General features: G+C 31.0%; 24 protein-coding genes and 1 rRNA gene. All 25 read left to right on the top strand.

Going from position 1 to position 22,176, the window contains the following annotated elements:
• Positions 1–57: 57 nt before the first annotated feature.
• Positions 58–1,146 (top strand): D-alanine--D-alanine ligase, encoded by a 1,089-nt coding sequence (locus tag ACUSRV_RS15245; protein WP_490142826.1) that lies wholly within the window; start codon positions 58–60, stop codon positions 1,144–1,146.
• Between the two features lie 3 nt (positions 1,147–1,149).
• A complete protein-coding gene (murI, locus tag ACUSRV_RS15250) occupies positions 1,150–1,956 on the top strand; it encodes a glutamate racemase (RefSeq protein ID WP_490142827.1) in 807 nt (268 codons plus the stop codon).
• Between the two features lie 65 nt (positions 1,957–2,021).
• The gene (locus ACUSRV_RS15255) at positions 2,022–2,438 is read left to right on the top strand and encodes a YwiB family protein (RefSeq protein ID WP_490142828.1); all 417 of its coding nucleotides are present in this window, start codon (positions 2,022–2,024) and stop codon (positions 2,436–2,438) included.
• A gap of 9 nt (positions 2,439–2,447) precedes the next feature.
• Complete coding sequence (locus tag ACUSRV_RS15260) at positions 2,448–3,128, top strand: hypothetical protein (RefSeq protein ID WP_490142829.1); 681 nt, start codon at positions 2,448–2,450, stop codon at positions 3,126–3,128.
• Between the two features lie 20 nt (positions 3,129–3,148).
• Positions 3,149–3,328, top strand: a complete 180-nt coding sequence (locus ACUSRV_RS15265) for a XapX domain-containing protein (protein WP_490142830.1) — start codon at positions 3,149–3,151, stop codon at positions 3,326–3,328.
• Positions 3,329–3,331: 3 nt separating this feature from the next.
• Positions 3,332–3,511, top strand: coding sequence for a XapX domain-containing protein (locus ACUSRV_RS15270; RefSeq protein WP_490142831.1), 180 nt, complete (start codon positions 3,332–3,334; stop codon positions 3,509–3,511).
• 163 nt (positions 3,512–3,674) lie between these two features.
• Positions 3,675–5,066: a tRNA lysidine(34) synthetase TilS gene (tilS, locus tag ACUSRV_RS15275; RefSeq protein ID WP_490142832.1), complete on the top strand. Its 1,392-nt coding sequence runs from the start codon at positions 3,675–3,677 to the stop codon at positions 5,064–5,066.
• Positions 5,067–5,102: 36 nt separating this feature from the next.
• The gene (ftsH, locus tag ACUSRV_RS15280; protein ID WP_490142833.1) at positions 5,103–6,998 is read left to right on the top strand and encodes an ATP-dependent zinc metalloprotease FtsH; all 1,896 of its coding nucleotides are present in this window, start codon (positions 5,103–5,105) and stop codon (positions 6,996–6,998) included.
• 445 nt (positions 6,999–7,443) lie between these two features.
• Positions 7,444–9,117 (top strand): acyl-CoA mutase large subunit family protein, encoded by a 1,674-nt coding sequence (locus ACUSRV_RS15285; protein WP_490142834.1) that lies wholly within the window; start codon positions 7,444–7,446, stop codon positions 9,115–9,117.
• Positions 9,118–9,147: 30 nt separating this feature from the next.
• Positions 9,148–9,552, top strand: coding sequence for a cobalamin B12-binding domain-containing protein (locus tag ACUSRV_RS15290; protein WP_490142835.1), 405 nt, complete (start codon positions 9,148–9,150; stop codon positions 9,550–9,552).
• Positions 9,553–10,530, top strand: coding sequence for a methylmalonyl Co-A mutase-associated GTPase MeaB (gene meaB, locus ACUSRV_RS15295; RefSeq protein WP_490142836.1), 978 nt, complete (start codon positions 9,553–9,555; stop codon positions 10,528–10,530).
• Positions 10,531–10,532: 2 nt separating this feature from the next.
• Positions 10,533–10,943 carry a methylmalonyl-CoA epimerase gene (gene mce / locus ACUSRV_RS15300; RefSeq protein ID WP_490142837.1) on the top strand — a complete coding sequence of 137 codons (411 nt, stop codon included), beginning with the start codon at positions 10,533–10,535 and terminating at the stop codon, positions 10,941–10,943.
• 22 nt (positions 10,944–10,965) lie between these two features.
• Entirely contained in the window at positions 10,966–12,513 is a 1,548-nt protein-coding gene (mmdA, locus tag ACUSRV_RS15305) for a methylmalonyl-CoA decarboxylase subunit alpha (RefSeq protein WP_490142838.1), read from the top strand.
• A gap of 15 nt (positions 12,514–12,528) precedes the next feature.
• Positions 12,529–12,921 carry an OadG family protein gene (locus ACUSRV_RS15310; protein ID WP_490142839.1) on the top strand — a complete coding sequence of 131 codons (393 nt, stop codon included), beginning with the start codon at positions 12,529–12,531 and terminating at the stop codon, positions 12,919–12,921.
• Positions 12,922–12,949: 28 nt separating this feature from the next.
• Positions 12,950–13,351: a biotin/lipoyl-containing protein gene (locus ACUSRV_RS15315; RefSeq protein WP_490142840.1), complete on the top strand. Its 402-nt coding sequence runs from the start codon at positions 12,950–12,952 to the stop codon at positions 13,349–13,351.
• 45 nt (positions 13,352–13,396) lie between these two features.
• Entirely contained in the window at positions 13,397–14,608 is a 1,212-nt protein-coding gene (locus ACUSRV_RS15320; RefSeq protein WP_490142841.1) for a sodium ion-translocating decarboxylase subunit beta, read from the top strand.
• Between the two features lie 99 nt (positions 14,609–14,707).
• Positions 14,708–15,685: a biotin--[acetyl-CoA-carboxylase] ligase gene (locus tag ACUSRV_RS15325; protein WP_490142842.1), complete on the top strand. Its 978-nt coding sequence runs from the start codon at positions 14,708–14,710 to the stop codon at positions 15,683–15,685.
• The gene (locus tag ACUSRV_RS15330; RefSeq protein ID WP_490142843.1) at positions 15,678–16,634 is read left to right on the top strand and encodes a P1 family peptidase; all 957 of its coding nucleotides are present in this window, start codon (positions 15,678–15,680) and stop codon (positions 16,632–16,634) included. The genes ACUSRV_RS15325 and ACUSRV_RS15330 overlap by 8 nt, the downstream gene beginning before the upstream one ends.
• Positions 16,635–16,809: 175 nt before the next feature.
• The gene (locus ACUSRV_RS15335) at positions 16,810–17,403 is read left to right on the top strand and encodes an ECF transporter S component (RefSeq protein ID WP_490142844.1); all 594 of its coding nucleotides are present in this window, start codon (positions 16,810–16,812) and stop codon (positions 17,401–17,403) included.
• A gap of 17 nt (positions 17,404–17,420) precedes the next feature.
• Positions 17,421–18,191 (top strand): type III pantothenate kinase, encoded by a 771-nt coding sequence (locus ACUSRV_RS15340; protein ID WP_490142845.1) that lies wholly within the window; start codon positions 17,421–17,423, stop codon positions 18,189–18,191.
• A 127-nt stretch (positions 18,192–18,318) separates the two neighbouring features.
• Complete coding sequence (gene dusB / locus ACUSRV_RS15345) at positions 18,319–19,287, top strand: tRNA dihydrouridine synthase DusB (RefSeq protein WP_490142846.1); 969 nt, start codon at positions 18,319–18,321, stop codon at positions 19,285–19,287.
• 105 nt (positions 19,288–19,392) lie between these two features.
• The gene (greA, locus tag ACUSRV_RS15350; RefSeq protein WP_490142847.1) at positions 19,393–19,869 is read left to right on the top strand and encodes a transcription elongation factor GreA; all 477 of its coding nucleotides are present in this window, start codon (positions 19,393–19,395) and stop codon (positions 19,867–19,869) included.
• A 74-nt stretch (positions 19,870–19,943) separates the two neighbouring features.
• Complete coding sequence (lysS, locus tag ACUSRV_RS15355) at positions 19,944–21,416, top strand: lysine--tRNA ligase (RefSeq protein ID WP_490142850.1); 1,473 nt, start codon at positions 19,944–19,946, stop codon at positions 21,414–21,416.
• Between the two features lie 242 nt (positions 21,417–21,658).
• A complete protein-coding gene (locus ACUSRV_RS15360; RefSeq protein ID WP_490142848.1) occupies positions 21,659–21,844 on the top strand; it encodes a hypothetical protein in 186 nt (61 codons plus the stop codon).
• Between the two features lie 241 nt (positions 21,845–22,085).
• A 16S ribosomal RNA gene (locus tag ACUSRV_RS15365) occupies positions 22,086–22,176 on the top strand; the annotation flags it as partial.

Genomic DNA, 22,176 nt, shown 5'->3' on the forward strand with positions numbered 1-22,176 from the left:
TAATAATAATCATAGCAATATATATGAAAAAATTATTATAAAAGAGAAGGGTGGATTATGATGAAATTAAATATAGGCTTAATATTTGGCGGACAATCTGGAGAACATGAAGTATCTCTTGCATCATCATCATCAATATACAAGTTTATGGATAAAGAAAAATATAATATATATACTATAGGAATAACTAAAGATGGTAGATGGCTGTATTATGAAGGAATACAAGAAAATATACAAAATGGCAAATGGATAGAAGAAGCCCGTGAAAATGTAGAAATAAACTTGATACCTGTTGGAAATAAAGAGATAGGTTTAAAATTTGAAGATGGAAAGATTGTAAAATTAGATGTTTTATTCCCGGTTTTACACGGACCTTACGGAGAAGATGGTACTATTCAAGGTCTATTTGAGATAAGTGGAATACCTTATGTTGGATGTGGAGTTTTAGCGTCTAGTGTGGGCATGGATAAGTTAATATGTAAAAAGGTATTTTCTCAAGCAAATCTTCCTCAAGTAGAGTATACTTATACTACAAAGTGGGAATTTAATAAAAATAAAGATGAAGAAATAACTAAAATAGAATCTAATTTGAATTATCCTATATTTGTAAAACCTGCAAACTTAGGATCTAGTGTAGGAATATCGAAGGCTAATAACAGAGAAGAACTTATAAAAGGAATAGAAGAGGCCTTAAAATACGATAAGAGAATAGTATTAGAGCAAGGAGTAAATGCTAAAGAAATTGAAGTTGCTGTTTTAGGTAATGAAGAAGTTTATGCATCTATACCTGGAGAGATAGTTCCTGCTAAAGAATTCTATGATTATGAAGATAAATATATAAATGGTGCATCTAAGATTATAATCCCAGCGCCTGTAGACGAAGATATTCTGGGTGAAATAAGAAAGATGGCAGTTGAAGCTTTTAAGTCAATAGACGGATCTGGACTTTCTAGAGTGGATTTCTTTGTAGAAAAAAACACTAATAAAATATATATAAATGAAATAAATACAATGCCAGGTTTTACAAATATAAGTATGTATCCAAAGATGTGGGAATCTACAAATTTACCATATCCTAAGCTTATAGATAAGCTTATAGAACTAGCTATAGAAAATAGTAAAGAAAAGAAATCAAGAGGTGTATAGACAGTGATAAATAATCCTATAGGCGTATTTGATTCAGGGCTAGGTGGTTTGACTGTTTTAAAGGAAATAATGGATATTTTACCTAATGAAAATATAATTTATTTCGGAGATACAGCCAGAGTTCCATATGGACCTAGATCAAAAGAAACAGTTATAAAATATACATTTCAAGCTATAAACTTTCTGTTAACAAAAAATGTAAAGGCTATAGTTATAGCTTGTAATACAGCAACTGCTACAAGTTTAGTTATAGCACAACAACACTATAATATGCCTATTGTTGGGGTTATAGAAGCTGGAGCTAGAACAGCGGTTGAAATGACAAAAAATAATAAGGTGGGAGTAATAGGTACAGAAGGAACTATAAACTCAAAGGCCTATGAACAAGAAATTCATAAATTAGACAAATCTATATATATATTGGGAAAATCATGCCCACTTTTTGTACCTATAGCAGAAGAAGGATGGTCTGATACGGAGGTAGCCTATTTGACGGCAACAAGGTATTTACAAGAGTTAAAGGACTCGAATATAGACTCTTTAGTATTAGGATGTACACATTATCCTCTACTTATAAACACTATATCGAAAGTAATGGGAGATAAGGTTACTTTAGTAAATCCAGCTAGAGAAACAGCTAAAGATTTAAAAAGTATATTATCAGATGAAAATTTACTGAGAGAAGAAGACGCTGAGCCATACTATAGCTATTATGTTTCTGACGCACCAGATAAATTTTCATATATAGGTCAAGGGTTTTTAAATAAACATATAGAGAATATAGAACAAATAGAAATACAAAAATATTAATTTTTAAATATAAACTTTAGATTGAATAAAATCTAAAGTTTATATTTAGTTTTTGAGGTGATATTATGCAAAAAGTTATGATTAAGATTAAATCTGAACAGATAAATGAATATGGCGATAAAGATACAATGGAGTTTATAAGTGAAGCTAAATTATATAGCAAAAATAATAATATATATGTAACTTATGAAGAATCAGAAATAACTGGAATGGAAAATACTACTACAACAATAAAAATTCAAAATAATGAAGTTACTATAAAACGTTTTGGTAAAAATAATTCTACAATGGAATTTGGCAAAAACAAAAATTATATTTCTAAATATGAGACTGCACAAGGAATTTTTAACATGGAAATATTAACAGATGACATAAATATAAGCATAAAGGAAGAAAATAAAATAAGTATATATATAAAATACAAAATAAAAATAGATGGATTATTTGAGGCAAACAACAGTATAAATATAAATGTGAACTAGGGGAAAAATATGGAACATATATACCATGCATTAAGAGAATATCTAAAATATAAAGATATAAAAGATATAAAAGTAGAAGTTAGAAATAATAAAGATAAGAAAAATGGAGACTTTTATACAAATTTATCTTTTAAACTAATTAATATATTAAAACAGGCACCGTATGATATAGGAGTTTCTATAAATGAGTATATACAACCTGAAATAAATAAATATTATAAAGTAGTAGTGTCGGACAATGGATATATAAACTTTTATTCTACATCTAATAATTATATAGATATATTAAAGGAAATTCAAAAAATGGATATTGAATTCAATATAAAAAGTATAAATTCAATAAATAACAAAGAGATAATATATATATATACTAGATTAGAAACCATAATAAATGTATTAAGTTTAGACAAAATATATGTTGATATAGAAAAATTCAATATAAATAATATAAGTAAACAGCTAAAAGAAATAGTAGATAAAACTATAAATATTTATGAAAAAATTAAATATAATAAAAAGGAAGATATATTAATTAAAGAATTAAATGAAATATCTAAGATGATATTAAGGTATGAAGAAATAAATATAATAAGATATCTAGGCAAAGATGAACTATATAGTTTTATAGCAATATCAAGTAGCATAAATACACTGATAAAAAACACATTAAACAATTGTAGCAAGGACTAAATAAAAGAGGATGTGAAATTATGAGTGGATTACAAGGGTGTATAGTATCCTTAGTTGCTGGATTAATAGTAGGAGTTATATTCCAACTAGTTTATCTTCCTATACCAGCTCCAGGAAATATACCCGGGTTTATGGGTATATTTGGTATCTGGTCAGGTTCATATATAACGCAAAAATACTTTAAAAAGAAGGGGGCGTAAATAATGACAACTCAATGGATATTAACAATATTACTAGCAACTATAGCTGGAGCAATATTAGGAGCTATATTTGAAAAGTTAGATCTTCCGATACCAGCGCCTCCAGTATTATCAGGTGTATTAGGTATATTTGGTGTTATCGTTGGAAGTAAGATTGGAGTACTAATTCAACAAATGTTTTAGAATAGGTAGTGTAAAACACTACCTTTTATTTAATTTATTTGTTATTATAGTATGTATACATATTTTTATTTTTTGTAAAATATTACAAGGGATTAAACATATTCTATAGAAAATATATTAAAGTTAATAATTTATATTAAATTTGAGCTTAAGAGGGAGAATTATGATTATAGATAAGGTAAGAAGTACTATAGTAGATCATGATTTAATACAAAAAGGAGATAAAATTGTATTAGGGCTCTCTGGAGGACCTGATTCAGTATGTCTTTTACATATATTAAAATCATTAAAAGATGAATTAAATATAGAAATATATGCAGCGCATCTAAATCATCAAATAAGAGGACTAGAAGCACAAAAGGATGCTATGTATGTTTCTAAACTATGTGATGAACTTGATATAATATATTTTGTAAAATCTATAGATGTTCCTTCTTATTGTAAAGACCATGGGTTATCTATAGAAGAAGGAGCTAGAATATTAAGATATGAAATGTTTTTTCAAATAAAAGAAAAAACAGGTGCAAATAAAATAGCAATAGCTCATAATTTAAATGATCAAGCAGAAACTGTGCTTATGAGAATAATGAGAGGAACAGGGCTACAAGGACTAAAAGGTATTAGTTATAAAAGAGAAGATGGAATAATAAGACCTTTAATAGACATACACAGAGATGAGATAGAAAGATACTGTGAGGCTAACAATTTAAATCCTAGAATAGATGAGAGTAATTTAGAAAGTGTATATACTAGAAATAAAATAAGACTAGAACTCATACCTTATATGAAAGAGAATTTTAATCCTAATATAACAGATGCTTTAGTTAGAATGAGTCATACTATAAAAGAAGACAATGACTACATAGATATTCAATGTAGCAAGGCATTTGAAGAGGTATGTGAAAGAGAAAATGAGAATATAAATATATATGTAGAAAGTTTCCATATGTATCATAAGTCAATAAAAAGTAGAATAATAAGAAAGAGTATAGACTACATATTAGGAAATCTAAAGGGAATAGAACAAAAGCATATAGATGATGTTCTAGAAATGGAATATGAAGATAAACTAAATAAAAAAATTAATTTACCTAGGGGTATAATTGTTTATAGAAATAAAAGTTATATATCTATAACCAATAAAGAAATTGTACATGAAGATGTAGAATACTGTTATAATATTCCTACTAACGGATATATAAAAATAAAGGAATTAAATATGGTAGTTGAAAGTAAAATATTAAATATAGATAAGATTAAAAATATGAAAAGTGATAAAAATGCAAAATTATTTGATGTAGATAAAGTAGAAGGGGGTATAGTAATAAGAAATAGAAAGCCTGGAGATAAAATAAGAATTTCTGGTTTAGGAGGAAACAAAAAAATAAAAGACTTATTTATAGACCTAAAGATACCGAAAGAGCAAAGAAATAATATACCGATAATGGCTGATCAAAATGGTATTATGTGTGTTGGGACTTATAGAGATAGTGAAAGTTATAAGGTAGATACTAGCACAAAGGAAGTATTAAAAATATGCTTTAAATACCTCTAAAAATATTATAAAACAATCTAGGAAGGAGGGCTCTTTTTGAAAAAATTTCTTAAGGGAGCAAGTTTTTATTTATTAATATTTGTAGTAATAGTTGCTATAGTTCAATTTTATGGTAAACCAACGGAACAAGTGGAGGATATAAAATTTTCTGAAGCATATAAATCATTAGTAAGTGAAGATATATCTAATATACATTTTTTAGATAATAGAACAATAGAAGGAACTATTAAGAGTACTAATCAAAAATTTAAAACGTACATACCACAGGCTATGGAAGGTGATACTTTTTCAGATGAAGTATTACAACAAGTTGCAGATGGAAAAATTGTTGTAGCTGGTGATCCACCGGCAACTACACCATGGTTCTTTGAAATACTACCTTCAATATTTACTATTTTAATATTTGTTATATTTTGGTTTGTATTTATGCAACAATCTCAAGGTGGTGGAAGTAAAGTAATGAGCTTTGGAAAGTCTAAAGCTAAGATGCATAAGGACGATGAAAAAAGCAGAGTTACTTTTAAAGACGTTGCAGGATTAGAAGAGGAAAAAGAAGATTTAGCAGAAGTTGTAGACTTCTTGAAAAATCCTAAAAAATACATCGAGTTAGGTGCTAGAATACCTAAAGGTATACTTATGGTAGGACCTCCAGGTACAGGAAAAACTTATTTATCAAGAGCTGTAGCTGGAGAAGCAGGAGTTCCTTTTTTCAGTATAAGTGGATCAGACTTCGTTGAAATGTTTGTTGGAGTTGGTGCATCAAGAGTAAGAGATTTATTTGAGCAAGCAAAGAAAAATGCTCCTGCTATAATATTTATAGACGAAATAGATGCTGTTGGTAGAAAAAGAGGAGCAGGACTAGGTGGAGGCCATGATGAAAGAGAACAAACTCTAAATCAGTTACTTGTTGAGATGGATGGTTTTGGAGTAAATGAAGGAATTATAATAATGGCGGCTACAAATAGACCGGATATATTAGACCCAGCATTATTAAGACCAGGTAGATTTGACAGACAAGTGGTTGTAGGTCCTCCAGATGTTAAAGGTAGAGAAGCTATATTTAAAGTTCATTCTAAGAATAAGCCTTTAGAAGATGATGTAGATCCAAAAGTTCTTGCAAGAAGAACTCCAGGATTTACTCCAGCTGACATAGAAAATTTAATGAATGAAGCAGCGATACTTACGGCAAGAAAAAGAGAAAAGAAAATCCATATGGAAACTATAGAAGAATCTATTACAAAAGTTATAGCTGGTACAGCTAAAAAATCTAGAGTAATAAGCGAAAAAGAAAGAAAGTTAACAGCATATCATGAGGCAGGTCATGCAGTGGCAGCTCACTTATTGCCTAATGTAAGCCCTGTACATCAAGTTACTATAATACCTAGAGGTAGAGCTGGTGGATTTACTATGCAATTACCTGTGGAAGATAAGTTCTATGCTACTAAAAATGAAATGAAAGAAAATATAATAGTTTTATTAGGTGGTAGAGTTGCAGAGGAAATTGTACTTGAAGATGTATCAACAGGAGCTCAAAACGATTTAGAAAGAGTTGGAGATACTGCTAGAAACATGGTAACTAGATATGGTATGAGTTCAAAGCTCGGCCCTATGGCCTTTGGAGATCCTTCTGACGAGGTATTTGTAGGAAATAATTTTGCTAGTAAGAGAAACTACTCTGAAGAAGTTGCTTCACAAATAGATAGCGAAATCAAATTTATAGTAGATGAGGCACATAAATCTACAAAGAGCATACTTGAAGAAAACTTAGATAAGTTACACAATGTGGCAAAAGCACTTTTAAAATATGAAACATTAGATGCTGATCAATTTGCAAAGGCATTTAATGGGGAGTTGTCTTTATATGAGGATACTGCTGCAACTAGTGAAGAAGTTCAAGAAGAAAATATAGATAATGACAATAAAAAAGAATAGTATATTTAATAAGGCTAGAATAAAATTCTAGCCTTATTATTTTGCAAAAAATTTATAATGGTAATATATCTCTTTATTGAATATATAATAGTAAGTTCAAAAAAGAGGAGATAATATGGACTTTGGTTTTATAACATATGGAATAGAAATGCAATCTACTCCATATAAATAGAAGGTACCTTATATTAGGATGGAAGATTCTTAAAATTTGGAACAATGAAAAAAAAGTATCATTCACATATTAGCTAACAAAACAATTAAAACGACAAAAACACCTAACATAATAAGGTATAAACTGCACATATAATAGTTTAGACAAGCTAATCTCTATATAAGCTTACAAAAACATTTGCAATTTAATCTTCAAAAAATACAGAAATCTGCAACAGATTATTCTTTTTTATGGTAAAATATAGTTAAATAAAATAACTAAGGGGGGTTATGAATGAATAATGATATTAACTCTATACAAGAGTCGTTTAAAGAATGGGAAGAAAAAAAGGTTGGGAAAACATTATCAAGATTTCCAGAAAGAAAAGAAGGTTTTGAATTCGATACAGGGGAACAAGTAAAAAGACTATATACTCCACTAGATATTCAAAATATCGACTATGAGAATGACTTAGGATACCCAGGGGAATATCCGTTTACTAGAGGCGTTCAACCTACAATGTATAGAGGTAAGTTTTGGACTATGAGAATGTATGCAGGATTTGCTACAGCAGATGAGTCAAATAAGAGATACAAATATCTTATAGATCAAGGGTCTATGGGATTATCTGTTGCATTCGATTTACCTACACAAATGGGGTATGACTCGGATGATGCAATATCTGAGGGTGAAGTAGGGAAAGTAGGAGTTGCAATTGATTCATTAGCAGATATGGAAATGTTATTTGATGGAATACCATTGGATAAGGTTTCTACATCTATGACTATAAATGCGCCAGCATCAGTTTTACTTGCTATGTATATAGCTGTTGCTGAAAAACAAGGGGTTAGTCCAGACAAATTAAGGGGAACTATACAAAATGATATATTAAAGGAATATGTAGCAAGGGGCACATATATATTCCCTGTTCAGCCATCGATGAGATTAATAACTGATATATTTGATTATTGTTCAAAGAATGTCCCAAATTGGAACACTATAAGTATATCAGGTTACCATATAAGAGAAGCAGGAGCTAATGCAGTTCAAGAAGTAGCCTTTACATTAGCAGATGGGATAGCTTATGTTCAAGCGGCGATTGACTCTGGCCTTGATATAGATGACTTTGCACCAAGATTATCTTTCTTCTTTAATTCACATAACAACATGTTAGAAGAAATATCTAAGTTTAGAGCAGCTAGAAGATTATGGGCTAAAATAATGAAAGAAAGGTTTAATGCAAAGAACCCTAAGTCATGGGCTCTTAAATTCCATACTCAGACAGCTGGATGTACATTAACGGCTCAACAACCAGAGAATAATATAGTTAGAGTCGCTATTCAAACATTAGCAGCAGTTCTAGGGGGAACTCAATCACTACATACTAACTCAAAAGATGAGGCATTAGCTTTACCAACTGAAGATTCAGTAAGAGTAGCATTAAGAACTCAACAAATAGTGGCTAATGAAAGTGGAGTTGCCGATAGTATAGATCCATTAGCAGGATCATACTACATAGAAAGCTTAACTAGCCAAATAGAAGAAGAAGCTATGAACCTAATAAGCAAAATTGACGAATTAGGTGGAGCACCATCCGCAATAGAAAAAGGATTTATACAACAAGAAATAATGGAAAGTGCTTATAAGTATCAAAAAGAGATAGAAGATAACAAGAGAATAATCGTAGGGGTTAATAAATTCCAAATAGAAGAGAATTCACCAAAGGGATTATTAAAAGTTGATCCAACTGTAGGTGACGGACAAAAACAAAGAATAGATGAACTAAAAGATAAGCGAGATAATGATAGAGTTAAAGAGACACTACAAGCATTAAGAAAAGCTTGTAATTCAAATGAAAATATGATGCCATACATATTAGATGCTGTTAGAGCTTATGCAACATTAGGGGAGATATGTGGAGTAATGAGAGAAGAATTTGGAGAGTATAAGCAAACTGTTATGATATAATCAAAAAACGTGATTTGAGGGGGATATAAAATGAGACCTATAAGGGTATTAGTTGCGAAACCAGGATTAGATGGTCATGATAGAGGAGCTAAGATTATAGCAAGAGCATTAAGAGATGCTGGAATGGAAGTTATATATACAGGGCTTAGACAAACGCCTGAACATATAGTTCAAGCTGCTATACAGGAAGATGTTGATGTAGTAGCTATGAGCATACTATCTGGAGCGCATAATCACCTATTGCCAAAAGTAGTTGAATTACTTAAGAATGAAGGCGCTTATGATGAAATATTAGTGGTAGGTGGAGGGGTTATACCTGATGATGATATACCTTTCCTTAAAGAAAAAGGGATAGCTGAAATATTTACTCCAGGTACTACAACTTCTATTACCATAAAATTCATAAAAGATAACTTAAAGAGACCGTTAGAGTAGATGGTTACTACTAATATTAATACTCTCGTTCAAGAACTTATAGATGGTAAGAAAAGGGCTTGTGCTAGACTTATAACTATGGTTGAAAATGAGTCTAAAGGATACTTGGATTTACTTAGAGAAGTTTATAAATATACAGGTAGAGCTTATGTTATTGGAATAACTGGCCCTCCTGGAGCTGGTAAATCTACATTTACTGATAAAGTTGCTAAGCATTTCAGAAAACAAGGTAAAAAAGTTGGAATTATCGCAATAGATCCTACAAGCCCTTTTACAAAGGGAGCAATACTTGGAGATAGAATACGAATGAATGACTTAAGTTTAGATCCAGGAGTTTTTATTAGATCTATGGGAACTAGGGGCAGTTTGGGTGGATTGTCAAAAGCTACTCAGGGAGCTATAAAGATATTAGATGCCTATGGATGTGATTATATATTTATAGAAACCGTAGGAGTAGGTCAGTCTGAGGTTGATATAGTCAAAACAGCAGATACAACTGTTATTGTAATGGTTCCGGGATTAGGGGATGATATACAAGCTATAAAGGCTGGAGTTATGGAAATAGCTGATGTATTTGTTGTTAATAAGGCAGATAAAGATGGAGCTAAAAAAACTTCATTAGAGATAGAAATGATGTTAGATTTTAAAAAAGACTGGGAATTTAGGCCGCCTGTTAGTTTGGTTGTATCTCAGGATGGTAAAGGAATAGAAGAAGCTGTTGATAATATATTAGGTCATAGAGATTATCTAATTAATAATGATATTTTAACTCAAAAAAGGTTAGAGCGAAATAAATTAGAGTTAAAAGAACTGATATATAGAAAGATAGAAAATTTAGTAAAATCTATGGAAGATACAAGGGAAATAGATGAGCTGTTGGCAAAAACTATAAATAAAGAATTAGACCCATATACAATAAGTGAAATGATATTTAATAAATTAACAAATAAAAGCTATGTAAGTTCTAAGGGGGAATAAATGTGCATATAAGCAAAGTTGATCATATAGGAATAGCTGTTACTAATCTAGAAGAAACATTAAAGTTTTATGAAGAAGTTTTAGGGCTTAAGTGTGGTGGAACTGAAGTAGTTGAAGATCAAAAGGTTAAAGTTGCATTTTTGCCAGTTGGAGACAGTGAAATAGAGCTATTAGAATCCACTACTGAAGATGGGCCTATAGCTAAGTTCATAGAAAAAAATGGTGGAAGAGGGGGAATACAACATATAGCAGTAAGAGTAGATAATATAGAAACTGCTATAGAGGAAGTTAAATCTAAAGGTTATAAAATGATAGATGAATCTCCAAGATATGGAGCAGGTGGAGCAAAGATAGCTTTTTGTCATCCAAAGAGTACTCATGGAATACTTTTAGAATTAAGTGAACGAAAATAATTTTACTTTAGGGGGTAATCTGATGTCACAAGAGAAATTGCATCTCCTTCGAGAAAAAAGAAGAAAGATAGAATCAGGTGGGGGAGAAAAGAGAATTCAAAAACAACATGAATCCGGAAAATTAACAGCAAGAGAAAGATTGAATTTGCTTTTTGATGAGAATAGTTTTGTAGAAATAGATGCTTTTGTAAAACATAGATGCACTAATTTTGGCATGGAAAAGCAAGAGGCTCAAGGTGAAGGTGTTGTTACTGGTTATGGAAAAGTTGATGGAAGATTAGTTTATGCTTTCGCCCAAGATTTTACTGTACTAGGCGGATCTCTAGGAGAAATGCATGCTAAAAAAATAGTAAAAGTAATGGATATAGCTTTAAAAGTAGGAGCTCCAGTAATAGGGTTAAATGATTCTGGAGGAGCTAGGATACAAGAGGCAGTTGATGCTTTAGCTGGGTATGGAATTATATTCTATAAAAATACATTAGCATCTGGTGTTATACCCCAAATATCAGCTATAATGGGGCCTTGTGCTGGAGGCGCAGTATACTCTCCTGCTTTAATGGATTTTACATATATGGTAGATAAAACTAGTCAAATGTTTATAACTGGACCTCAAGTTATAAAAACTGTTACAGGAGAAGATGTTTCTGCAGAAACTTTAGGTGGAGCATCAACTCATAATACAACATCAGGAGTTGCGCATTTTATGGCTTCTAATGATGAGGATTGTCTAGAGCAAATAAGAAAATTATTGAGTTTTTTACCGTCAAATAATTCGGAGAAAACTCCTATAATAGAAAATGGAGATACACCGAATAGAGTTATAGAGGGATTAGAAAATATAATACCGGAAAATTCTAATAAACCTTATAATATGAAAGAAATAATTTATGAGATAGTAGACAACTCAGATTTTTATGAAGTTCAGCCATATTTTGCTCAAAATATAATAATTGGTTTTGCTAGAATAAATGGAGAATCTATAGGAATAATAGCTAATCAGCCAAAAGTTATGGCTGGTTGTCTAGATATAAATGCATCTGATAAATCTGCAAGATTTATTAGAACTTGTGATGCATTTAATATACCTATATTAAGTTTAGTAGATGTTCCAGGATTTTTACCAGGAACAGGACAGGAATTTGGGGGAATTATAAGACATGGAGCTAAAATGCTATATGCTTATAGTGAAGCAACTGTTCCAAAAGTAACATTAATAACTAGGAAGGCCTATGGAGGATCATATCTTGCTATGTGTTCTAAAGATTTAGGTGCAGATATGGTTTTTGCATGGCCAAGTGCAGAAATAGCAGTTATGGGTCCGCAAGGAGCTGCTAATATAATTTTCAGAAAAGAAATAAAGGAATCATCAACTCCTCAAGAAACAAGAGAAGAAAAAATAAAAGAGTATACTGATGAATTTGCAACTCCATATAAAGCAGCAGAGAGAGGATTTGTGGATGATATAATAGAGCCAGCTATCACAAGAATAAGGCTAGCTGATGCATTTGATATGTTATCGTCTAAAAGAGAAGTAAGGCCTCCTAAAAAGCACGGTAATATACCTCTATAGGAAGGTGGGTAAAATATGAATATAAGTGAATTGCTTAATTTAATGAAAAATGATATATCGTCACTTACAATAGGACAATTATTTTTAGGTGGGATAATAGTAACTGTATTATCAATGGTAATGGTTTTTATAGTATTGATATTAATACAATTTTTTATAAAGCTATTACAAAAAGAGCCTAAGAAAAAAGAAATAGAAATTAAAACTCAACAAGAGCAAGCTACGACTATATTAAACAATACTCAACCTAAGGAAGAGAATATAGAGGAGTTAGTATCAGTTATAACTGCAGCTATAGTAGCGTCAAGAGGAAATTCAGATAATACTATTATAGTAAGAAGAATAATTAGAACTAACAATATCCAAGGGAATTGGCAGAGCAGGACTGTATTAGACACTATGGAATAGCCTAGATAAAATGTGGGAGGAAAATAAAATGATAAAAAAATATAATATAACTGTTAATGGAAATACGTATGAAGTTGAAGTAGAAGAAGTTGGAGTAACTTCATCATCTCAAGTTTCAAGACCAACAGTAGTCGAAAAAACACAACCACAAGCACAACCGTTACCAACAGCACACCCAAAAGTAGAAACAACTCCTCAAGCATCTTCGATACAAGGAGGAGATGTTATAAATGCTCCAATGCCAGGGACTATAAATGATGTAAAGGTTAAACAAGGAGATAATGTTAAAAAAGGCCAGGTGTTATTAATATTAGAAGCTATGAAAATGGAAAATGAAATAATGGCTCCTGTAGATGGGGTTATAGCTTCTGTAAATATATCTAAGGGATCGTCGGTAAGTGCGGGAGATGTATTAGTTTCGTTTAAATAATAATAATCTTACAAAAGAGAAGTCATGGAGAGGGGAGACTGACCGGTGGGAGAAGTTTTATATAATTTTACACAGACAATGGGGATTTTTAATATGGATTGGCGTCAGCTAGTTATGATAATAGTAGCATGTGTATTATTATATCTAGCTATGGCTAAAGGGTTTGAGCCTTTATTATTGGTACCTATAGCTTTTGGTATGCTACTTTCAAATCTTCCTCTATCTGGAGTTATGTCTGAACCAAGTACATTGATACAGTTTTTAAATCCAGAAAATATGCAAGATGCTCAAAATGCACAACAAGGTATTTTTAAAAGTAACATAAATACACAAACACCAGGGGGATTGCTTTATTATTTATTTCAAGGAGATGAACTTGGAATATTCCCTCCTTTAATATTTTTAGGGGTAGGAGCTATGACTGATTTTGGTCCGCTTATATCTAACCCTAAAAGCATATTATTAGGAGCAGCTGCTCAATTTGGTATATTCTTTACATTTATAGGAGCTTTGCTATTTGGATTCACTGCTCAAGAAGCATCTTCTATAGGTATAATCGGAGGGGCAGATGGACCTACAGCTATATATTTGACAACAAAGTTGGCGCCACATCTATTAGCTCCTATAGCAGTTGCAGCCTATTCATATATGGCACTAGTACCTATTATACAGCCGCCAATAATGAGAGCCTTAACTACTAAAGAAGAAAGAGCTATAGTTATGAAACAAAGTAAACCTGTTTCTAAAAAGGTTAAAGTAATATTCCCAATACTAGTTACAATATTAGTTTCATTATTGTTACCAGCTGCAGCTACTTTAATAGGAATGTTGATGTTTGGGAATTTACTAAAAGAATGTGGTGTAGCAGATAGATTATCTGACACAGCTTCAAATGCGTTAATGAATATAGTTACTATATTCCTAGGATTATCAGTTGGCGCTTCTGCACAAGCTGAAATATTTTTGAGTGCTCAAACATTATTTATATTTATATTAGGAGTTGTAGCGTTTGGGGTTGGAACTGCTGCTGGAGTTATATTTGCTAAGATAATGAATATCTTCAGCAAGGAAAAAATAAATCCATTGATAGGATCAGCAGGTGTATCAGCAGTTCCTATGGCAGCAAGGGTATCGCAAAAAGTAGTTCAAGAAGAAAATCCAGGAAATTTTATATTGATGCATGCTATGGGACCTAATGTAGCAGGTGTTATAGGTTCTGCAGTAGCGGCTGGTATATTATTGAGTTTATTTGGATAAAAAAGTAATGTAAAATAGTTAAAGTAAGAAGCTTAGTATCTTATATACTAAGCTTCTTCTAATTACAAGGATAGTATAATTTATAAGAGAGGTGTATGTATGAGAGAAGAAATACTTAAAATATTATTAGATAAAAATAAAGATTTTATTTCTGGAGAGGAAATATCTGAATTACTAGGAATATCTAGAACCGCAGTATGGAAACATATAAATACTCTTAAAAATAAAGGATATAATATAGAATCTATAAATAAAAAAGGATATAGGATATCGGAGACTCCAAACGATATACTTACAAGAGAAAATATAACATATAACTTAAACTCCAAATTTATAGGAAGAAATATACTTCATTTTGATACTATAGATTCAACTAATGATTACGCAAAGAAAATAGCAAATGACATGGAAAATGGTACAGTTATAATAAGTGAAGAACAAACAAAAGGCAGAGGAAGGATGGGGCGTAAGTGGTATTCTAGAAAGGGAGATGGAGTATGGATGAGTATAATACTAAAGCCAGATATAAATCCATACGATTGTCCGTTTATAACATTAATAGCAGGTGCAAGTATTGTAAAAAGTTTGAATAAGTTAGGTGTAAAAAGCAGTATTAAGTGGCCTAATGATATTGTAATTAATAATAAAAAAATATGTGGAGTATTGACTGAATTGGCAGCCGAAATAGATAAAGTAAATTATGTAGTATTAGGCATAGGAATGAATATTAAAACATTAGATTTTGATGAAGATATAGAAAATATAGCTACATCTCTGTATAAAGAAGGATATAAGTTATCTAGAATAGATATAGTTAGAGAAATACTAATGGAATTCGAAAATCTATATAATAACTATATATATAACGAAGACAAAGAAGAAATTTTAAACATATGTAAAAAATACTCTGCAATTTTGAATAAAAATATATACTTATTAAAAAATGGTGAGAAAACAAGGGCTAAATGTATAGATATAAATAAAGATGGAAATCTTATTGTACAATTTGAGGATAATAGTGTAAAAGAAATAATATCAGGAGAAGTATCTATAAGAGGAGAAGAGGGATATGTATAATAATATACTAGATGTAGAAGGAATAAAAGTTGGACAAGTTCAGGATATGAATGGATTAACAGGTTGCTCTGTTATAATATGTGAAAATGGCGCTACATGTAGTGTGGATGTAAGGGGAGCTGCTCCAGGCACTAGAGAAACAGATTTATTAGATCCTATAAATTTAATAGATAAAGTCCATGCAGTTGTTTTGTCAGGAGGGTCAGCATTTGGACTAGAGTCTACATGTGGAGTAAGTAAATATTTAGAAGAAAAGGGTATAGGGTTTGATGTAGGAGTGACTAAAGTGCCTATAGTTGTAGGTGCTGTATTATTTGACCTAGCTGTTGGTGATTATAAATCAAGGCCAGATATCCATATGGGATATAAGGCTTGTGAAGTAGCCTCTACTATGGAATTAAATCAAGGTAATTATGGAGCGGGGTGTGGGGCAACTGTAGGAAAGCTTAATGGTATGAACTATGTAACAAAAGGTGGAGTGGGAAGTTATTCGATAAGATTAGATAATGGGCTCGTTGTATCTGCATTAATAGCTGTAAATGCCTTTGGAGATGTATATGAAGATGGAAAAATAATAGCTGGTACACTAGATGAAAACAAAAAGACATTTATAAATACATATGAAAGCATGAAAAATGGATTAAACAAAGGTGGATTTTCTATAGACAATACTACTATAGGAGTTGTAGTAACTAATGCAAAATTAAATAAGTCAGAATGTAAAAAGGCATCGCAAATGGCCCACGATGGTTATGCTAAAGCTATCTTTCCAATACACACCATGTACGATGGAGATACAATATTTACCTTAGCAACGGGTGAAGTTGAAGCTGATATAAATCTAGTAGGCTCAATGGCTGTAGAAGTAGTTCAAAGAAGTATAATAAATGCTATAAAAAGTGCACAAGGTATAAAAGATATAGTATCTTATAATGAGATATATAAGTAATAAGAATAATTGTATACAGAATAATTGACAATTGTATACATAGTTGATAAAATAAATTTGTTGTAGCTGGCATCCATAAAAATGGAGCTTGACTGTATTAAAATACAATATTATTTTGAAAACTAAAAAATTGTCCGGCATCTATAAAGAGCTGGAACGGAGGTGTAGCATTATTATGCAAATACAAGCAAACAGTGTTAGAAGAACTAATGTAAGAAGAATGACAATTATAGGTATGCTATCTGCAATATCTATAATATTATCAATGACTCCATTAGGATATATACCTATTGGACCAACTAAGGCCACTATCATGCATATACCAGTTATAATTGGAGCTGTAATGGAAGGACCTATAGTAGGAGCTGCAATAGGGCTTATATTTGGGTTAACTAGCTTAATGCAAGCTATAACTAATCCAACTATAACTTCGTTTGCATTTATAAACCCACTAGTTTCTGTTTTACCTAGAATACTTATAGGTATAGCTTCTTATTATGTGTATACTGGCATAATAAAAACAACTAAAAACAAAACAGTAGCTGCTATTATAACAGGAGCTATTGGCTCTCTGACAAATACCATAGGCGTTTTAGGTATGATATATATATTATATGCCGCTCAATTTGTTAAAGCTATAGGAGGAGACACTAGTTCAGCAGGAGCTATTATCTTAGGAATAGGAACAACTAATGGAATACCAGAGGCTATAGTATCCACATTAGTTGTAACGGGTGTCATAACGGCTTTAAAAGCAGGCAAAAATTAGAAAGAAGGTCAAAATAGATGCTTTTAGTATTTGATGTTGGAAACACCAATATGGTTTTAGGTGTATATGAGGGAAAGAAGCTTTTAAAAGACTGGAGAATAAGCACTGATAAAGAGAAAACATCAGATGAATATGGAGTGCTTATAAATAATTTATTTCAGTTTGATGGATTAAATCTAAAGAATGTAAAAGATGTAATAATATCATCTGTAGTTCCTAATGTTATGCATTCTCTTGAGAATTTTTCCATAAAATACTGTAAAAAACAACCTTTAATAGTAGGGCCAGGTGTAAAAACCGGATTAAATATAAAATATGACAATCCAAAGCAAGTAGGGGCAGATAGGATAGTAAATGCTGTTGCAGGGATTGAAAAGTATGGAACTCCTCTTATTATAATTGATTTTGGCACAGCTACAACATTTTGTGCGCTATCTGAAAAAGGAGAATACTTAGGAGGAACTATAGCTCCTGGAATAAAAATATCTAGTGAAGCATTATTTCAAAGGGCTTCGAAGCTTCCTAGGGTAGAACTAGCAAAACCAGGGATGGCAATATGTAAAAATACTGTTTCTGCAATGCAATCAGGGATAATCTATGGTTATGTAGGATTAGTAGATAAAATTATAGATATGATGAAACTAGAATTTAAAAATAAAGATGTTAAAGTAATAGCAACGGGTGGATTATCATCTTTAATAGCATCAGAAACCGATAGAATAGATTCTGTAGATAAGTTCTTAACTCTAGAAGGATTAAGAATAATATATGATAAAAATAGAGAATAATAAGAAAGAATTGGATATTTTATTCCAATTCTTTTTTTATAATAAATAGAAAAGTATATATCAAGAAAGATTAAAATATTAGGATAATATATAAATTATAATAATAGTATAGTAAGGAGATTTAATGATGAAAATAGGTAATGTTAATTTGGATAACAATGTTTTTCTAGCCCCTATGGCTGGAGTTACTGATTTGCCATTTAGGTTGTTATGTAAGGAGATGAACTGTGGTTTATTATATACAGAGATGATAAATGCCAAAGCATTATGCTATGATGATGAAAATACAAAGAAAATGCTGAGGATAGATAAAAAAGAACATCCCGTAGCAGTGCAGATATTTGGCTCTGATGTAGATTTTATGGGAAGGGCCGCTCAAATATTAAATGAATATCCGAATGAAATATTAGACATAAATATGGGATGTCCAGCACCTAAGGTTGTTAAAAATGGAGATGGCTCTGCACTTATGAAAAACCCTAAATTAGCAGAAGCTATTCTAAAAGAAGTAGTTAAGAACTCCAAAAAGCCTGTAACATTAAAAATAAGAAAAGGATGGGATGAGAATAATATAAATGCCATTGAAATAGCAAAGATAGCTCAAGATGTAGGGATAAGTGCTATAGCTGTACACGGAAGAACTAGGGAGCAATATTATTCTGGAAAAGCTGACTGGGGTATAATAGCAAAGGTAAAAGAAAATGTTAGTATACCTGTAATTGGAAATGGAGATATTTTTGATATACAAGATGCTATAAACATGATTAATCAAACAAGATGTGATGCTATAATGATAGGAAGAGGATCTCAAGGAAATCCCTGGATATTTAAAAGAGTAGATCACTATATTAAAACAGGAGAAGTTCTGTGTGAACCTACTCTAGAGGAAAAAATAGATACAGCTATAAGACATATACAACTAGCTGTAGAAGAAGATGGAGAGTATATAGCTGTACGAGAAATGAGAAAACATGTATCATGGTATCTCAAAGGACTAAAAAATTCTGCAAAGATTAGAGACGAAATAAACAAAATAGAGAGCGTTGAAGGTGTCATAGGTCTATTGAGCCAATACAAAGAGGAATCCTTGACATAGCAATAATAGTAGATTATAATATAGCGCATAAATAAATTGGAATAAAATAGGTATAAATCTAGAAAAAACATCTAAATATATTTTAAAAGAGGAGTTGTAGGGGTTATGGAAAAAAAGGAAATATTATTAACTGAAGATGGTTATAGAAAGATAGAAGAAGAGTTAGAATTTCTTAAAGCTGTTAGAAGAAGAGAAGTTGCTGAAAGAATAAAGGTAGCTATATCTTTTGGGGATCTATCTGAGAATGCTGAATACGACGAAGCTAAAAACGAACAAGCTCAACTAGAAGAAAGAATAATAAAACTTGAAAATATGATTAGAAAAGCAGTTATAATTGATGAGTCTAAGATAGATATAAATGTAGTTACAGTAGGATCAATAGTTAAAGTAAAGGATGTAGAATTCGACGAAGATGTAGAATATACAATAGTAGGTTCTGCAGAAGCAGATCCATATGATTTCAAGATTTCAAATGAATCACCTGTTGGAAGAACACTTTTAGGAAAAAAAATAGGTGATGTAGTCGACGTTCATGTACCAGATGGTATTGCAAAGTTTAAAATATTAGAAATAAGAAGATAAATATGGAGGTATAACAAATGAATAATGAAGAACCAAATATACAAAATGTAAGACCTGATGAAGATCTTAATGAAATGTTAAAGATTAGAAGGGAAAAGCTTGAGAAACTACAGGAAATGGGAAAAGATCCATTCAAAGTAGAAAAGTATGATCAAGCTCAACATTCTATTGAAATAAAAGAAGATTTTGAAGGATTTGAAGGGAAAAGTGTATCTATAGCTGGTCGTATAATGAGCAAGAGAATACAAGGAAAAGCTGGTTTTATAGATATTCAAGATCAAGAAGGTAGAATACAATGTTATATAAGACAAGATAGAATAGGAGAAGAGGATTATTCTATTTTTGTTACATATGATTTAGGAGATATTATAGGTGTTAAAGGAGAAGTATTCAAAACTAAAAAGGAAGAGATATCTGTAAAGGCTAATGAGGTAGTTTTACTATCTAAGTCTCTTCAAGTGCTTCCAGAAAAATACCATGGATTAAAAGATCAAGATTTAAGATATAGACAAAGATATGTTGATTTAATAGTTAATCCAGAAGTTAAAAATGCATTTTTAATAAGAAACAAGGCTACAAAAGCTTTAAGAGAGTATTTAGATGAAAGAGGATTTTTAGAAGTAGATACACCTATACTAAACACTATAGCAGGTGGGGCATCAGCAAAACCTTTTATAACTCATCATAATACTTTAGATATAGATATGTACCTAAGAATAGCTAATGAATTATATTTGAAGAGGCTAATAGTAGGCGGATTCGAAAAAGTGTATGAAATGGGTAGAATGTTTAGAAATGAAGGAATGTCAATAAAGCATAATCCAGAATATACAGCAATGGAGTTATATCAAGCATATGCAGATTATAAAGATATAATGGAATTAACAGAAAATATAGTAGCTTATATGGCTCAAAGATCACTAGGAACAACTAAAATTAATTACCAAGGTACAGAAATAGATTTAACTCCTCCTTGGAAGAGGATGAGCATGCAAGAAGCTGTTAAGGTTTATGCAGGAGTGGATTTTGATACAATAAAAACTGATGAAGAAGCTATAGAAGTTGCTAAGCAAAAGGGTATAGAAATAGTACCGGAAATGAGTAGAGGAGAGGTTATAAATGCTTTATTTGAAGAGTTTGGAGAAGAGCATCTAATTCAACCTACGTTTATAACTCATCATCCTGTAGAAGTATCACCTTTAGCTAAGAGAAACCCAGATGATCCAACTATAACTAATAGATTTGAAGCATTTGTAAATAAGTGGGAAATTGCAAATGCATTCTCAGAACTTAATGATCCAATAGATCAAAGAGGAAGATTTATGGCTCAATTAAGAAAAAGAGAATTAGGTGATGAAGAAGCACAAATGCTGGATGAAGATTTCCTAAATGCTCTAGAAGTAGGATTGCCACCTACAGGCGGTTTAGGAATAGGTATAGATAGAGTTATGATGTTACTTACAAACTCTCCGTCTATAAGAGATGTAATATTATTCCCAACTATGAAACCTATAAATAATTCGGCAAATAATAATAACGAAGAATAACGAAAAAGGCCTTCCTAGATTTAGGAGGGCTTTTTAATATTATAAATTCAACACAATAGCAAATTAAATGACATCTTATTATGTATATATTAAATATATTATAGATAAAATAGAATTATATAATAAAACGCCGAAGATATATACGATAATTTTACTAAAGGAAATAGGAATAAGTTTTAGAAATCTATTAAATGTATATTATTTTTTTATTTTATTTTATTTTGTTTAGGGGGAGTAGTTATATGTTATTAATTAACTGGATATGTTTGATAAGCATATCTTTATTGGTTGGTCAAGTTATGGTTCATTTTTGTAAAATGGCAATAGGAGATGTAAAAACACGTAAAGTCATAAAAGTAAATAAAGAAGTATCTAAAACTCCTAGTTATGTATTTGAATATTACTATACAGAAAAGATAGCTAAATAATTAGTAGATATTTGAAAATCTTATTTAAAAATATTTATTATTTTGGTAGAATTATATATATTTATGTGAAATAAGTATATATAATTTTATTTTGAAAAAAATTATATAAAAAGTATTGACGATTATTTTTACACATGATATAGTATTACTTGTCCTTAAGAAAAAGGAATAAGAAAATTGAACTTTGAAAATTAAACAGTAGGTCAATTAAACACCATTTATTTAAAAGTAATGCCAAGTTTATCATGAGAGTTTGATCCTGGCTCAGGATGAACGCTGGCGGCGTGCCTAACACATGCAAGTCGAGCGAGGACTTCGGTCCTAGCGGCGGA

It is taken from the genome of Sporacetigenium sp. TC11, assembly GCF_058146105.1.

What these genes read in the sequence shown, in the direction of transcription:
- ACUSRV_RS15265 (WP_490142830.1), top strand. Translation starts at nt 3,149, where the DNA reads ATGAGTGGATTACAAGGGTGTATAGTATCCTTAGTTGCTGGATTAATA.
- dusB (WP_490142846.1), top strand. Translation starts at nt 18,319, where the DNA reads ATGAAAATAGGTAATGTTAATTTGGATAACAATGTTTTTCTAGCCCCT.
- lysS (WP_490142850.1), top strand. Translation starts at nt 19,944, where the DNA reads ATGTTAAAGATTAGAAGGGAAAAGCTTGAGAAACTACAGGAAATGGGA.
- ACUSRV_RS15315 (WP_490142840.1), top strand. Translation starts at nt 12,950, where the DNA reads ATGATAAAAAAATATAATATAACTGTTAATGGAAATACGTATGAAGTT.
- meaB (WP_490142836.1), top strand. Translation starts at nt 9,553, where the DNA reads ATGGTTACTACTAATATTAATACTCTCGTTCAAGAACTTATAGATGGT.
- ACUSRV_RS15255 (WP_490142828.1), top strand. Translation starts at nt 2,022, where the DNA reads ATGCAAAAAGTTATGATTAAGATTAAATCTGAACAGATAAATGAATAT.
- ACUSRV_RS15270 (WP_490142831.1), top strand. Translation starts at nt 3,332, where the DNA reads ATGACAACTCAATGGATATTAACAATATTACTAGCAACTATAGCTGGA.
- greA (WP_490142847.1), top strand. Translation starts at nt 19,393, where the DNA reads ATGGAAAAAAAGGAAATATTATTAACTGAAGATGGTTATAGAAAGATA.
- ACUSRV_RS15260 (WP_490142829.1), top strand. Translation starts at nt 2,448, where the DNA reads ATGGAACATATATACCATGCATTAAGAGAATATCTAAAATATAAAGAT.
- ACUSRV_RS15360 (WP_490142848.1), top strand. Translation starts at nt 21,659, where the DNA reads ATGTTATTAATTAACTGGATATGTTTGATAAGCATATCTTTATTGGTT.
- ACUSRV_RS15285 (WP_490142834.1), top strand. Translation starts at nt 7,444, where the DNA reads ATGAATAATGATATTAACTCTATACAAGAGTCGTTTAAAGAATGGGAA.
- ACUSRV_RS15340 (WP_490142845.1), top strand. Translation starts at nt 17,421, where the DNA reads ATGCTTTTAGTATTTGATGTTGGAAACACCAATATGGTTTTAGGTGTA.
- tilS (WP_490142832.1), top strand. Translation starts at nt 3,675, where the DNA reads ATGATTATAGATAAGGTAAGAAGTACTATAGTAGATCATGATTTAATA.
- mmdA (WP_490142838.1), top strand. Translation starts at nt 10,966, where the DNA reads ATGTCACAAGAGAAATTGCATCTCCTTCGAGAAAAAAGAAGAAAGATA.
- ACUSRV_RS15310 (WP_490142839.1), top strand. Translation starts at nt 12,529, where the DNA reads ATGAATATAAGTGAATTGCTTAATTTAATGAAAAATGATATATCGTCA.
- ACUSRV_RS15245 (WP_490142826.1), top strand. Translation starts at nt 58, where the DNA reads ATGATGAAATTAAATATAGGCTTAATATTTGGCGGACAATCTGGAGAA.
- ACUSRV_RS15330 (WP_490142843.1), top strand. Translation starts at nt 15,678, where the DNA reads ATGTATAATAATATACTAGATGTAGAAGGAATAAAAGTTGGACAAGTT.
- ACUSRV_RS15325 (WP_490142842.1), top strand. Translation starts at nt 14,708, where the DNA reads ATGAGAGAAGAAATACTTAAAATATTATTAGATAAAAATAAAGATTTT.
- ACUSRV_RS15290 (WP_490142835.1), top strand. Translation starts at nt 9,148, where the DNA reads ATGAGACCTATAAGGGTATTAGTTGCGAAACCAGGATTAGATGGTCAT.
- ACUSRV_RS15335 (WP_490142844.1), top strand. Translation starts at nt 16,810, where the DNA reads ATGCAAATACAAGCAAACAGTGTTAGAAGAACTAATGTAAGAAGAATG.